This window comes from Pseudomonas sp. A1230 (assembly GCF_044218825.1).
Classification (GTDB): Bacteria; Pseudomonadota; Gammaproteobacteria; order Pseudomonadales; family Pseudomonadaceae; genus Aquipseudomonas; species Aquipseudomonas iridis.
The window spans coordinates 1,886,548-1,898,816 of record NZ_CP162582.1; the positions used below are offsets into that span (position 1 = coordinate 1,886,548).

The following is a 12,269-nucleotide window of genomic DNA, read 5'->3' on the forward strand; positions in this document are numbered from 1 at the left end:
GCTGCGATCTTTTGATCTTGATTGTTAAAAAAAAGATCAAAAGATCGCAGCCTTCGGCAGCTCCTACACGGGGATCGTGGTTACAGCCAGTAACTCACCGCATACCAGCCCAGCAGGCCCATCACCACGGTGTAAGGCACTGCCATCCATACCATCCGCCCGTAAGACAAGCGCACCAGCGGCGCAATCGCCGACGTCAGCAGGAACAGAAACGCGGCCTGACCATTCGGCGTCGCCACACTCGGCAGGTTGGTGCCGGTGTTGATCGCAATCGCCAGCGTCTCGAAATGCTCGCGGCTCATGTGGCCGGCGAGGAATGCCTGCTTCACTTCGGTGATGTAGATGGTTGCGACAAACACGTTGTCGCTGATGGCCGACAACAGACCGTTGGCGATAAACAGCATCCCCGGTTGTTGCTCCACCGGCAGCGCCAGTACCCATGTAATCAGCGGCACAAACAGCTGTTGATCGTGAATCACTGCCACCACGGCAAAAAACACCACCAGCAATGCAGTGAACGGCATGGCGTCCTTGAACGCGCTGCCCAGACGATGCTCGTCGGTGATCCCGGTAAATGCGGTGATCAGCACAATCACCATCAAGCCGATCAGGCCGACCTCTGCCACGTGAAAGGCCAGGCAGCCAATCAGGATCAGCGCGGCGGCGCCTTGCACCAGCAGCGCAGCGCGTTGACGCGCGGTACGTTCGGCGTTGTCTTCGGCGGCGTAGTTGGCCAGTACGGCGCGTACGTTGTCCGGCAGCAGGGTGCCGTAGCCGAACCAGCGCAGTTTCTCCAGCAACACGCAGGTCACCAGGCCCGCTGCCAATACCGGCAGGGACACCGGCGCGACTTTCAGGAAGAACTCCGCAAAATGCCAGCCCATTTCATGGCCGATCAGCAGGTTCTGCGGTTCGCCCACCAGCGTACAGACGCCGCCAAGCGCTGTACCGACCGCGCCGTGCATCAACAGACTGCGCAAAAACGAGCGAAATTGTTCCAGGTCGTCATAGTGCAGGGCCGGCAGATGCTGGTCGTTGCCGAATTCGCTGTCCTTGCGCGGATCGTTGCCCGAGGCCACCCGATGGTAGACCGAGTAAAAGCCTACCGCTGCGCTGATGATCACTGCGGTTACCGTCAGGGCATCGAGGAACGCCGAGAGAAACGCCGACAAAAAGCAGAACATCAGCGACAGTATCGCTTTGGAGCGCACGCCCAACAGGAGTCGCGAAAACAGATATAGCAGCAGGTCTTTCATGAAGTAGATGCCGGCGACCATAAACATCAACAGCAGGATTACCGGGAAGTTGTGCACCAGCTCATCGTAGAGTGCCTGCGGCGTGGTCATCTTCAGCAGCAGGGCTTCGATCAACAGCAAACCACCGGGCATCAGCGGATAGCACTTGAGGGCCATGGCCAGGGTGAAAATGAACTCGATCACCAACAGCCAGCCCGCCGCGACGGGGCCGACGGTGAAGAGCACCAGCGCATTGAGGATCAGGAAGCCGACGATGGTCGCCTTGTACCAACGTGGCGAGTGCCCGAGAAAGTTGTGCGCGAGCGCCTGGGCGATTGAACCGGACATCGGTTGCTCCTTGTATTCAGAAGCGCGCAAGTTGCCGGATGTTTCAGCCGAGTTCAAGTTCTAACTGCCTGAAACACGCCCCTTTAGAACTGCTGAAGGCTGCGATCCTTCGATCCTGTTTCTAAAATCAAAAAATAGCAGCCTTCGGCAGCGCCTGCAGGAGGCGTAATTGTGTCAGGGGAAGTTCAGTGATTGAGGTACCGCGCAACCATCGCCCGGTAGTTGCCATCCAGCGAATAGCCACCCACCAGTATCGCGCCGTCTGGTTGCACGGCCAGTGAGTTGGCCGTGTCGAGGCTGCGGCCAAGGCGTGTGCGTAGCCAGCCGCGGCCATGACCGAAGCTTGGATCGAGGCTGCCATCGGTGCGATAACGAGCGACGATGAAGTCTGCCTCGACACCGCCAAGGGTTGCTCCCACCGCAATCATCCGACCGTCTGCCATGCGTTGCGCAGCGCTCCACTGGCAGCCGCTGGGTCCGATTTCGAGCAGTTGCGGCTGGCCATTGTTGATGTGCGAATCCGGGCGACCATTGGGGTGCAGGGTGAGCGCCAGGCAGCGGATCGGGTCGCGACTGCTGCCGAAACAGTGCAGTGATTCGGTGGACTCAAGAATCTGACTGACCAGTGCACTTTTGCCTTGGGCGGTGAACGCCATGAAACCATCCACCGCGAAGCTTTCATCAAGACAACCCTCGGGCAGATATCGCGCCAACAGACCTTGCTGCGGAAAGTCGATCGATCCGCCGACCACGATCCGTCCGTCGGCCTGCAACAATAGACTGTTGAGCCAGGTATTGAGCAGCAAATGGCGGATCATCACGAAGCCGCGACCGTTGAAAGTCTCATCCAGACTACCGTCGGGTTTGAGACGGATCAGCATGCCGGCATGATCGGCGAGTTCGAAGTGATGGTTGGCGATCAGCAGAATATGCCCGTCCTCCTGAACCGCGAAGTCGCAGGCTTCGGCACCGGGTACACCGGGCGGGAGCCAGGTATCGCGGGTGCCCATGGACAAATCGCCCGGCAGACGCACGACTTGCCGGCCATTGTCGCCGAACGTCTGATCCGGATTGCCTTGCGCGTCGAACAAGGCCAGGGCGGGCAAGGTGCGATGGCTGTTTTCATAGTGCAAACCGGCCAGCAGGATGCGTCCATCGGCGAGCGCCTGGACTTTGCCGGCCATTGCTTCGAAACCATGGGTAAACGTGTCAATCACGCTGCCCTGATTGCCAAAGGACAAATCCGCAGAACCATCTTCAAGTAACCGCGCCAGGCCGAAACGGCTGCCTTCGGCAACGCCGACTTTCGCCGCCACCAGAATCCGCCCCTGCGCATCGAGCGCGACATCCTCGGTCAGGCTGGACAAACTGCCGGCGAAATACACCTGGGCAACGCCGCCGTGGGCAAAGGTTTGGTCAAGTTGTCCCGCGTCATTCAATAACGCTGGGAGCGCAAAGGCGTTCAGTGTGGACATGCACGCATCTCCTTGCGAGTTGACCAACACCGAAAACCGGCTGGTAACTGCATGAGCGGAACATTCAAAACCTGAACTGAGGGAAGTACAACTGTAAGAACTAACAGGTGGAGGGTCGCACTGTGCCAGAACAGTGTCTTTTTGAACCAATTGCAAGCGTGCCAAGCAGTTTACGCTGGAGCGTAATCCCCGAAGTTGTACAAAAGTACCGAGGACTCATCAGAAACAGCAACTAACAAGAGGAGGGCGGATGACCAGGAAGTCATCCGCATCATCCGGTTATCAGTGTGGCATCGACCAGGATTGCAGCGCGTAACCTTCTTCGCTCAGTTCAGCACGCGCCTGCTGCAGCAGTTGCTCAAGTTGTGCTGGATCGGAGTAGGCACTGCTGGGAATCTGTTTGCGACCGATGTGGGAGTTGGTGCGGTCGATAACGGTCAGGCTCAGTTCGCCATTGCCGTCTTGCGGCGCCCAGGCCACGCACTGGAAAGGCTTGAAGGCGTGGTTGGCAATCAAAAGTGCTTCGTTGATACGGAGCGGGGCGGTCATGGGGTCTTCTCTCTATAGTGCCCAATCAGTGATTTGCCGTCGGTTGGGCTGACCGTTCGGCTGGTTACTTGTACTGATGCACGCAACCGGGGAGCAGGTCACACTCTTGGCAAAGAAATTTCGACTTTCTTTCATACACCCGGTTTTAAGTCAGTTTTGAAAGCTTGGCGAAAGCTTGTTAACGGCGAGTAAAAAACAGACATAAGTCGATAGCTAACTAACAACTAACGTTCTTATAACGAGTTTGGTTGTACACCTATAAGCAAACGATACAAGGCGCTGTCAAAATCTTGCTAGTGTTACAGCCAGGTCTGCCAAATGACTGTTTTTTCAACCTTTTCCTAAAATTTGGCGCCAAGGAACAGTCATGAGCGAAGCGCCTGCGTTACGACGTTTATTGGTGGTCGATCCGTGCGACGACTGCCATCGCCTGTTACCGGGTTTACGCGCGGTAGGGTGGGATGTCGACAGTTGTACCCTGGAAAACGCTGCCGACCGCAGCTGTGATGTCGGGCTCTTGCGTTTGCAGCCCTTTCATCTGGAACGACCCGAAGCCGTTAAAGAACTGATCAGCCGCAGCGGCACCGAATGGATCGCTGTGCTCAATCAGGAAGTTCTGCGAATGCAGAACGTTGGCGACTTCGTTTGCGAATGGTTTTTCGATTTCCATACCTTGCCGTTCGACGTGTCACGGGTGCAGGTCACCCTCGGCCGGGCCTTCGGCATGGCGCGGCTGCGCGGGCAGGGCACGATCCACGTCGATCAGCCTGAGCATGAACTGCTTGGCGACAGCAAACCGATCCGCGAACTGCGCAAGTTGCTCAGTAAACTGGCGCCCACCGAATCGCCAGTGTTGATCCGTGGCGAAAGCGGCACTGGCAAGGAACTGGTTGCGCGCACACTGCATCGCCAATCCCAACGCCACAGCAAGCCTTTTGTGGCGATCAATTGCGGGGCGATTCCCGAGCATTTGATTCAGTCCGAGCTGTTTGGCCACGAAAAAGGTGCGTTTACCGGCGCCCATCAACGCAAGGTCGGGCGCATTGAAGCGGCCAACGGCGGTACGTTGTTTCTGGATGAAATTGGCGATCTGCCGCTGGAATTACAAGCCAATCTGCTGCGGTTTCTGCAGGAGAAACACATTGAGCGAGTGGGTGGCAGTCAGCCTATTGCGGTGGATGTACGCGTGCTGGCGGCGACCCACGTCGATCTTGAGGCGGCAATCGAGAAGAAGCGCTTTCGGGAAGACCTGTATTACCGGCTCAACGTGCTGCAAGTCGTCACCGCGCCGTTGCGCGAACGGCATGGTGATCTGTCGATGCTGGCCAACCACTTCTCGCATTTCTATAGCCACGAAACTGGCCGCCGTCCGCGCAGCTTCAGCGAAGATGCGTTGATTGCCATGGGCAAGCATGACTGGCCGGGCAATGTGCGTGAATTGGCCAACCGCGTGCGTCGGGGGCTGGTTTTGGCCGAAGGCCGGCAGATCGAAGCGCGGGATCTGGGGCTGATCAGCCAGCATTCGATCGCCACGCCCATGGGCACCCTGGAAGACTACAAGACCCGCGCCGAACGCCAGGCCCTGTGCGACGTCTTGAACCGGCACAGCGATAATCTCAGCGTTGCAGCCAAAGTGCTCGGCGTTTCCCGACCGACGTTCTACCGTTTGCTGCACAAACACCAGATCCGCTAGGGCGGAGAGCATAAAAAAGGCCCGCTGCGATCATCTCGCAGCGGGCCTTTTTCATGTAGGCAAGTTTAGAAGTAGTACGGGAATTTCAGGCTGAAGGAAAAGTCCGGCGCATCCTCGGTAATGCCGATGGACAAGTTGGGCACGATGGTCAGGTTGTCGGTGGCCGCAATGGTCATACCGACGTTGAAGTAACCGGCGTTGGCGTCGCTGGACACCACCGATTCCCAATCCCCGCCATCCTGCTTCAATTTGCTCTTGCGCTGCACCAGGTCGGATACCGAGAACGACATACTCATCTTCTCGTTCAGTGCGAAGGCAATACCCGCGCCGATCTGGAAGCTGTCGCCAATCTTCACCTTGCCCGGGTTTTTCTGGTTGACGGTGGAGCTGATATCGTCGAACGACTCCTCGAGGTTGTGCGTATAGGACAGGCTGCCGAACAGCACGGCCGGGTCAAACGTCTTGACCAGCGAGATGCCCGGTGTGATCGACCAGACGCCGTTACCGGTCGGCAGGGTGTCAGGTACGAACAGGTTGGAGTTGGCGTCGGTCTGGCGCAGTTTGATCCCGAACGGATCCTTGCCGGTTGGCGCCTTGACCCGCAAGGTGACTACCGCATCCGGCGTGTTGACCGACTCGTCGAGGAACTTGTACGCAATACCGAAGTTGACGTCGCCGATGGTTGGATCCTTGGTGACGGTTTCCTCGGTGGTGACGCCCGCCGCACCCTCGTTGCCGCCGCCCGACTGATACGTCGACTCGCGGTACACCACGGGCACGTTCAAATCGAACTGCCAGCGATTGTCGAAGTTGTAGCGGCCTGTCAGGTCGAGCGTCCAGGTATCGGCCTTGATCCGGTCGAGGTTGATGTTGCCGAGAAAAATCGAGTCCAGTGCCAGAAAGCCGTTGAGAATCAGCTGGCGAGTGTCATAGCGCGAATAAGTGATGCCGGTTTCAACGCTGAATTTGCCACCGCCAAAAAAGCCGCTGGCCTCGTCATAGAGGTTGGATACGCTTTGCGCCGGTTGTGAATCGTCAGCCAGCGATTGCCCGTAAGAGGCGCCGCTGCCCCCGGCGGCTCCTCCTGATGCTGCGGCGGCACCGGTGCCGGTGGCGACGCGATTGCCTTTCATGTCCGACGGCGATTTCGCCAGCCGTTTTGGTGGTGGGGCAGAGGGTTGATCTTCTACCTGGCGAACCCGTTGCTCGAGTACCGCCAGGGCTTTTTGTTGTACTTCGTATCGTTGCTTCAGCTCCAGAAGTTCCTGTTTCAGGGCCTCTACATCCGCGTTAGGAGCCGCTTGCAGCATCGCGGCAGGGATAAGAGTGCTCAAACACACTGCTGCGCGCAGTGATACTGATCGATACATGAATAAGCCGTCCCTTTAAGCCCAATGATCGAGAATCAGCGTAGTTCAATATCCAATACTGCGTAGGGCACCGAGTTGGGTCAGGTTGCAGTCCAGTGCACCGGCGCTTCTGCCGTTATTGTTGAGTACGACGTTGAGTTGAGTCAGGTTGTTGACCACGTTGGCGCTGCCCAGCAATCGAGTGTTCTGCAGCAAACCGCCCTGGGCGACCTGTTGCAGTGCAGTTCCCTGATTGCCGCTGGCTTGAATTGCCATTTGAACGCCGCCGCCAGTGGCCGAAACCGCGACACTGCCCGCAGCGTTGCTGCCATTGATGGTTTGTCCGGCGACCAGCGCCTGGCCTTGGGAAGGTGCCAATGCAGGTGCCTGACTGGCTTCTTTGACGTTGATTGCAACATTGTTGTTGGCGGTATTGCTGTCGCCGGCGGCACGTACGCTTTGCGTCACGCCCTGGCTGCTGTTGAGTCCCGCGCCACCGATAACGGCGCCCGTACCCAGCACAGGGACGCTGCCGTTGCCGGTCTCTTTGATGGTCGAGACGTAGAATTCCGGTTTGACCGTCGCGGCCTGAATCTGCATCGAGGTCGCGGCCCCGATCAAGTCACCGCTGGCGTTGCGCCAGGTACTGCTCATGACAATGCCGAAGCTGATAATTCGCCCCGGCATGACATAACGGCCACGCAGCTCGGCGAGCTCATGGTCGTTGATTTCTATAGGTGTGAATCCTGCATTGGCATAGCCTGAAGCACTCGCCGCCAGGCAGGCGGCGGCCAGCCAGTATGAGGTTTTCATTTGCTGCTCCCGGGACATCCAGTCCCATTTCTATAATCGGCGATTAAAAGAAGTCGCTCTGTATGAACCCGAAATCCATCAATTCAGCATCTTTGACAGGGTTGAAGCCATCCAGCTGGTTCTTGGCCGTCAACGGTACCGGTGGACTGCGCAAGGCGTTGGCCTTGTCGTACCCGGGGCCGACGATGGCGAAGACAATGCCGTTCCAACCTTTGACAAAGTCATCGTGTTTGTAGCGCTTATGTCCCAGGACAGGGTCTCCGATGTAAACCCACTCCTTGTCTGCACGCTGCAACACAACGAAATGCTTGTAGCCGCGAATATCTATCAGTACCACCACCGGAATCGTCACCGCTTCGAGCTTCTCGGGCGGTATCCGGTAACCTCTGGCACGCATGCCGATGCTTTCCACGTAGCGCTTCATGTCGAGCATGGAGAAACCTTGAGTACGAACAAGGTCCTGGTCTGCATTGACCAGCATGCCTTTGATGATGTGATCTTCATCGACGTCAAGCCAATAAGCCTGGCGTAACACCGTGGCCAGTGCGGCAGCGCCGCAACTGAAATCGGTTTTCTGTTCGACGATGTCGGCAAACTTGCGCTCACGAATGCTTTGCACGTCCTTGTAGACCAGTACGCCGCCCGGCAGGGCAGCCACAGGCATCTGCGCAGCCTGAGTCAGGCCACACAGGCAAAGCAAAGCGAAAAGGGCCGTTTTACGCATGATCGATACGCCTTTGCGGACTGAGGAAAAGCCCCGTTTCCGGGGCTTTCGTTTCGATCGCGATTACATGCAGGCTCTGCAGCCTGCGGCGATGGACAGCGAGTTGCTTTGTTGGTTGCCCACACCCGCCGAGACGTTGGCTCCGCCGTTGCCGGAGAAGTTGTTCATCGAGTTGGTCATGTTGGCATTGTTGACCACTGGCGCTTTCCAGCCGTCTTTGGTCATGACTTGCTGAGTGGTTACGCCAGCGAGGCCAAAGGTACCCACGGCTTCGAACTTGGCTTTCTGGTCATCGTTGCCGCCGTGGCCGCCGCCACGATTGCCCCAACCGCCGTGATCATTATCGTCTTCGATGGTTGCAGTGCCTTTTGCCTTGAACACGCCGGCAGCGGCATAGGTGCCGGTGAGGGTGTCGGTTTTGTAGGCCTGCACGCCTTTGTTTTCTACAACCAGGCCAGTGGAAGACTGGTTGGCAGAAGCAGCAGCCTGAGCTACGCGGCCACCGGATACGGCGATCGCCAGGTTGTTTTTCTGCTGGTTGAAGTTGCCGGCAGTGACGTTGATACCGATGTTGCCGGAACCATTGTTGCCTGCGTTGTTGAGATTGGCGTTGTTGAAGGTGGACGAGTTTTTCACATAGTTGTTGTTGTTGACTTGAGTAGCACTCGAGGCAGCAACAGCGTTGCCGAAGATGAAGCTTTCGTCAGCGGTAGCCAGTGCAGCAGCGTTGTCCTGCTGGTTGCCGTCGCCGGCTGCAACGTTGGCGCCCATGTTGCCGTTGGAATTGTTGAGCGAGTCACTGGCGTTAGCGTTATTCACAGTGCCCTGGTTTTTCACCACGTTGCCGTCGCTGTCTTGCACGTCAAGCACAGCGGCGCCGGCGCCTGCGGTGATTTGCAGCAGTTGTTCCAGGGTTGGGCCTTTAGGCTGGTTATTACCATGCCCGTTGCCGTGCCCATTACCATGATCGTCATCACGACCGCCTGCCTGTGCTGCGATTGCCATCACTGCTGCAAGTGCGAAAACCAGTGGTTTGAGAGCCATTGTAGGTTTCATGGTGTTTCTCCATCGTGCTTATTAGTTGGTTAAGTGTTGGTACTTTCTAATTGCACTGCTTTTTATTTGGGTCAGTCTGCGACCCGGATGCTCAGGGTGTTAGCCATTCGGTTCCCCACCCCGGCACTCTGGTTCACCTGGATTACCCCGCGGCTGCCGGTGAAGGCCTGATCACTTGTCGTGACCTGGCGACTGCCGATTGAGGTACCAGTTGCTCCTGAGCTCGGTAACAACGCCACGTTCTGTTGCGAAAGGGCGCTATCGTCAATGCTCTGCGGGGCAGCACTGATGCTGACACGCGTCACATTGGCCATTTGGTTGTTGGCCCCGGCGCCCTGGTTGACACCCAGAATTCCGTTGCCATTACTGAAAGAGTTGCCGCCGATGTTGGCGGTGGCGTTCATCGAGCGATCGGCAGGTGTGTCGATCCTCTGAATGACGCGGGTGCTGGCCTGAGATTCGGTACCGATGGCGATCGCCTTGGTATTGGCTTGTTGCATCTGGTCACCGGCGGCCTGGTTGACGTTGAAATTGCCGCGGTATTGCATGCCTGAATCCTGAATGTTCGCGCTGTTGACTGAATTCGGGTCAGCCATGGCGCTGGTGCAACCGAGCACGGCGAGGAGAAGGAGAGTGCGATTCATCTCATTGGCCTCCGGCCATGCGGGTCAAGGGGGCCAGGCCAGTGCTCATGGCACGGTTGACGGTATTGGAGATCGAGCCGCCGGCACCGCCGCCGGTGCCAGTCCTCATGCCCGGCAAGCCGTTGGTGTTGGTCAGCGTGTTCATCCCCGGCAGGTTCGAAGCAGGCGTGTTCATGTTGCCGCGTATCGAAGAACCACTGGCGACCCCGGCGAAGTCACCGTCACTGAGTTCAGTGCTGCTCAGGGTCTGATTGATTCGAGCGGAGGGGTTGGCGTTGACGGTCGTCGGGTAGGGGTCTTTGCCGCCATTGCGACCGATAGGGATAGGCTGAACATCGCGATCTAGGACGATCACACCATTGCCTTCGGCCTGAACGTTGAAACTGATAAACGCGCTAGCCGCTGATCCGATCAGCAGAAGGCAGGTCATGCTTTTTTGGATATTCCCCACGGCTGCAATTCCTTCTTCAGTGGGCTGCCCTTGTCAGCGTTATGAAGGAGATAGCGAAAGCTGTGCCGCTTTTGAATTGTTGTTATTTTCCAATGAGTTATCAGTAAAACGCGCAGAGTCGATGCACAGTGTGTTTCAGCGTTGAAACACACGCAGTCTCGCCAGCCTGTCAATTGGCTAAACAAAGCTCTGGAACAAGGGTTTGCGGGGATGTGTATCAGTGGCGTAACAAGTGCCATGACAAAGCGATGAATAGCGTTAAAACGGCCACTCTGCACTCGGGCGAGTGTTTCAGGAATGGACAGTCTTCCCCCAAAACAGGGTGAAACAGTGAGCCTGGCGCCCCGTCAGTCGGCCAACAGGCGCGCAACGGCCGCGAAGGCCTGGGCCTGTCGCTCGGCCCAGTCGCCCTGAATGATCTGGCACGGTTGCCGATGCTGTTCCAGCCAATCGCGCGTGGCCTGGAAGAAAGTGAGGCGCTGATCCAGATCCGGCTGGCAGCGCTGACCGTCATCGGTCCAGTCAATGCGTTCCGGGGACAACAGAAGGTGCAGGTCGTAATGGCGCGCCAGCAACTCGCCTTCCAGCCAGTCCGGGCACGCGCCAAACAGGGTCTGGCTCCAGAGAATATTGCTCAACAAGTGGGTGTCGAGAATCAGCAGCGCCGGTTGTTGCGCCCGCGCCTGATCTTCCCATTGCAGTTGTCCGCGGGCGATCTCGGGGATGTCGGCCAGGCAGGTGTCACGCGGATTTTGCTCGATAAACCAGCGCACGTACTCGTCCACCCGCAAACCGCCAAACTGTTGCTCAAGGCCTGCCGCCAGCCAGCTCTTGCCGGTGGATTCCGGGCCGGTCAGCACCACGACCTTCATGTGCGCAGTGCCGGGTCGGCGCGCCATTCACGAAAGCCCTGAATGGCAATCACGGTGAACAGCGCGTACAGGCCCGCGGTGAGGTAAAGCCCCTTATAAAGGAACAGGCCGACAAAAATCACATCCAGCACGAACCACAGCGCCCAGCATTGCAGGCGTTTCTGCGCCATCCATAACTGCGCAACCAGGCTGAAACCGGTGAGCGCCGCGTCGAGCCACGGTTGCGCCGCGTCAGTCCAGTGCGCCATGGCCGCACCCAGCAAAACACTGCCGACAGCGCCGACACCCAGGCCAAGAACTATCGAGCGAGCATCCAGGCGCGTGACCTGACGCCCGTCATGCATCGTCCCGGCGCGGGTCCATTGCCACCAGCCATAAACTTGCAGGGCGGCGTAGATCACTTGCAGCAACATGTCCGAATACAGCTTCACTTCAAAGAAGATCCAGCTATAGAGCAGCACCATGACCAGCCCGATCGGCCAGCACCACGGATTCTGTTTGACCGTCAGCCACACGGCGATGACACCGAGAGCGGCGGCAAACAGTTCAAGCCCGGACATGTGGGTTCCTTGAGGGGAGTTGAAAGAGGTGGCGGATTGTACTGTATTCGCCAGAACACTGAAGGACCCTGTAGGAGTGAGCTTGCTGGCGAGTGTGTCGGCCCACTCAACACTGATGCTGAATGTCGCGCCCCCATCGCTGGCAAGCCAGCTCCCACAGGGATTTATGCGGCACTCAGGCTTTGTGGCACGCCGCCAAAGCCTGCCAGCTGCCACAGGGATTTATGTGGCACTCAGGCTTTGTGGCACACCGCCAAAGTCTGCCAGCTTCCACAGGTATTTATGCGGTGCTCAGGCTTTGTGACACACCGGCAAAGCCTGCCAGCCGCCACATGGATTTATGCGGTGCTCAGGCTTGTGGCACGCCGCCAAAGCCTGCCAGCTCACACAGGGATTTTTGTTGTGCTCACAGAAGATGGCACTGCACAAAAACCTGTGGGAGCTGGCTTGCCAGCGATAGCGGTGGGGCAGGCGACATCTCTATCGACAGGTCCACCGTT

12 protein-coding genes are annotated in these 12,269 nt (G+C 57.7%); 1 reads left to right on the top strand and 11 read right to left on the bottom strand.

Going from position 1 to position 12,269, the window contains the following annotated elements; all coding sequences use genetic code 11:
• Positions 1-80 precede the first annotated feature (80 nt).
• The 3 genes from nhaB to AB4P97_RS09025 form a co-directional block, all read right to left on the bottom strand.
• Complete coding sequence (nhaB, locus tag AB4P97_RS09015) at positions 81-1,583, bottom strand: sodium/proton antiporter NhaB (RefSeq protein ID WP_042559046.1); 1,503 nt, start codon at positions 1,581-1,583, stop codon at positions 81-83.
• Between the two features lie 185 nt (positions 1,584-1,768).
• The gene (locus AB4P97_RS09020; protein WP_395602487.1) at positions 1,769-3,058 is read right to left on the bottom strand and encodes a hypothetical protein; all 1,290 of its coding nucleotides are present in this window, start codon (positions 3,056-3,058) and stop codon (positions 1,769-1,771) included.
• Positions 3,059-3,340: 282 nt separating this feature from the next.
• Positions 3,341-3,607 carry a hypothetical protein gene (locus AB4P97_RS09025; RefSeq protein WP_042559048.1) on the bottom strand — a complete coding sequence of 89 codons (267 nt, stop codon included), beginning with the start codon at positions 3,605-3,607 and terminating at the stop codon, positions 3,341-3,343.
• Between the two features lie 367 nt (positions 3,608-3,974).
• Between AB4P97_RS09025 and AB4P97_RS09030 the strand changes: the two genes are divergently transcribed.
• A complete protein-coding gene (locus tag AB4P97_RS09030; RefSeq protein ID WP_042559049.1) occupies positions 3,975-5,300 on the top strand; it encodes a sigma-54 dependent transcriptional regulator in 1,326 nt (441 codons plus the stop codon).
• 65 nt (positions 5,301-5,365) lie between these two features.
• On the opposite strand, the gene AB4P97_RS09035 is transcribed toward AB4P97_RS09030, so the two are convergent.
• From AB4P97_RS09035 to pnuC, 8 genes are all read right to left on the bottom strand, one after another.
• A complete protein-coding gene (locus AB4P97_RS09035; RefSeq protein WP_115148041.1) occupies positions 5,366-6,670 on the bottom strand; it encodes a hypothetical protein in 1,305 nt (434 codons plus the stop codon).
• Between the two features lie 45 nt (positions 6,671-6,715).
• Entirely contained in the window at positions 6,716-7,462 is a 747-nt protein-coding gene (locus AB4P97_RS09040) for a hypothetical protein (RefSeq protein ID WP_395602488.1), read from the bottom strand.
• A gap of 43 nt (positions 7,463-7,505) precedes the next feature.
• The gene (locus tag AB4P97_RS09045; protein ID WP_042559052.1) at positions 7,506-8,186 is read right to left on the bottom strand and encodes a C39 family peptidase; all 681 of its coding nucleotides are present in this window, start codon (positions 8,184-8,186) and stop codon (positions 7,506-7,508) included.
• A 63-nt stretch (positions 8,187-8,249) separates the two neighbouring features.
• Entirely contained in the window at positions 8,250-9,242 is a 993-nt protein-coding gene (locus AB4P97_RS09050; protein WP_042559053.1) for a hypothetical protein, read from the bottom strand.
• A gap of 71 nt (positions 9,243-9,313) precedes the next feature.
• A complete protein-coding gene (locus AB4P97_RS09055; RefSeq protein WP_042559054.1) occupies positions 9,314-9,886 on the bottom strand; it encodes a hypothetical protein in 573 nt (190 codons plus the stop codon).
• A gap of 1 nt (position 9,887) precedes the next feature.
• Positions 9,888-10,337, bottom strand: a complete 450-nt coding sequence (locus AB4P97_RS09060; protein ID WP_047301003.1) for a hypothetical protein — start codon at positions 10,335-10,337, stop codon at positions 9,888-9,890.
• Between the two features lie 347 nt (positions 10,338-10,684).
• Positions 10,685-11,209: an AAA family ATPase gene (locus tag AB4P97_RS09065; protein ID WP_395602925.1), complete on the bottom strand. Its 525-nt coding sequence runs from the start codon at positions 11,207-11,209 to the stop codon at positions 10,685-10,687.
• Positions 11,206-11,769, bottom strand: coding sequence for a nicotinamide riboside transporter PnuC (gene pnuC, locus AB4P97_RS09070; protein WP_210703564.1), 564 nt, complete (start codon positions 11,767-11,769; stop codon positions 11,206-11,208). The genes AB4P97_RS09065 and pnuC overlap by 4 nt, the downstream gene beginning before the upstream one ends.
• Between the last annotated feature and the right edge of the window lie 500 nt (positions 11,770-12,269).

What these genes read in the sequence shown, in the direction of transcription:
- nhaB (WP_042559046.1), bottom strand. Translation starts at nt 1,583, where the DNA reads ATGTCCGGTTCAATCGCCCAGGCGCTCGCGCACAACTTTCTCGGGCAC.
- AB4P97_RS09020 (WP_395602487.1), bottom strand. Translation starts at nt 3,058, where the DNA reads ATGTCCACACTGAACGCCTTTGCGCTCCCAGCGTTATTGAATGACGCG.
- AB4P97_RS09025 (WP_042559048.1), bottom strand. Translation starts at nt 3,607, where the DNA reads ATGACCGCCCCGCTCCGTATCAACGAAGCACTTTTGATTGCCAACCAC.
- AB4P97_RS09030 (WP_042559049.1), top strand. Translation starts at nt 3,975, where the DNA reads ATGAGCGAAGCGCCTGCGTTACGACGTTTATTGGTGGTCGATCCGTGC.
- AB4P97_RS09035 (WP_115148041.1), bottom strand. Translation starts at nt 6,670, where the DNA reads ATGTATCGATCAGTATCACTGCGCGCAGCAGTGTGTTTGAGCACTCTT.
- AB4P97_RS09040 (WP_395602488.1), bottom strand. Translation starts at nt 7,462, where the DNA reads ATGAAAACCTCATACTGGCTGGCCGCCGCCTGCCTGGCGGCGAGTGCT.
- AB4P97_RS09045 (WP_042559052.1), bottom strand. Translation starts at nt 8,186, where the DNA reads ATGCGTAAAACGGCCCTTTTCGCTTTGCTTTGCCTGTGTGGCCTGACT.
- AB4P97_RS09050 (WP_042559053.1), bottom strand. Translation starts at nt 9,242, where the DNA reads ATGAAACCTACAATGGCTCTCAAACCACTGGTTTTCGCACTTGCAGCA.
- AB4P97_RS09055 (WP_042559054.1), bottom strand. Translation starts at nt 9,886, where the DNA reads ATGAATCGCACTCTCCTTCTCCTCGCCGTGCTCGGTTGCACCAGCGCC.
- AB4P97_RS09065 (WP_395602925.1), bottom strand. Translation starts at nt 11,209, where the DNA reads ATGAAGGTCGTGGTGCTGACCGGCCCGGAATCCACCGGCAAGAGCTGG.
- pnuC (WP_210703564.1), bottom strand. Translation starts at nt 11,769, where the DNA reads ATGTCCGGGCTTGAACTGTTTGCCGCCGCTCTCGGTGTCATCGCCGTG.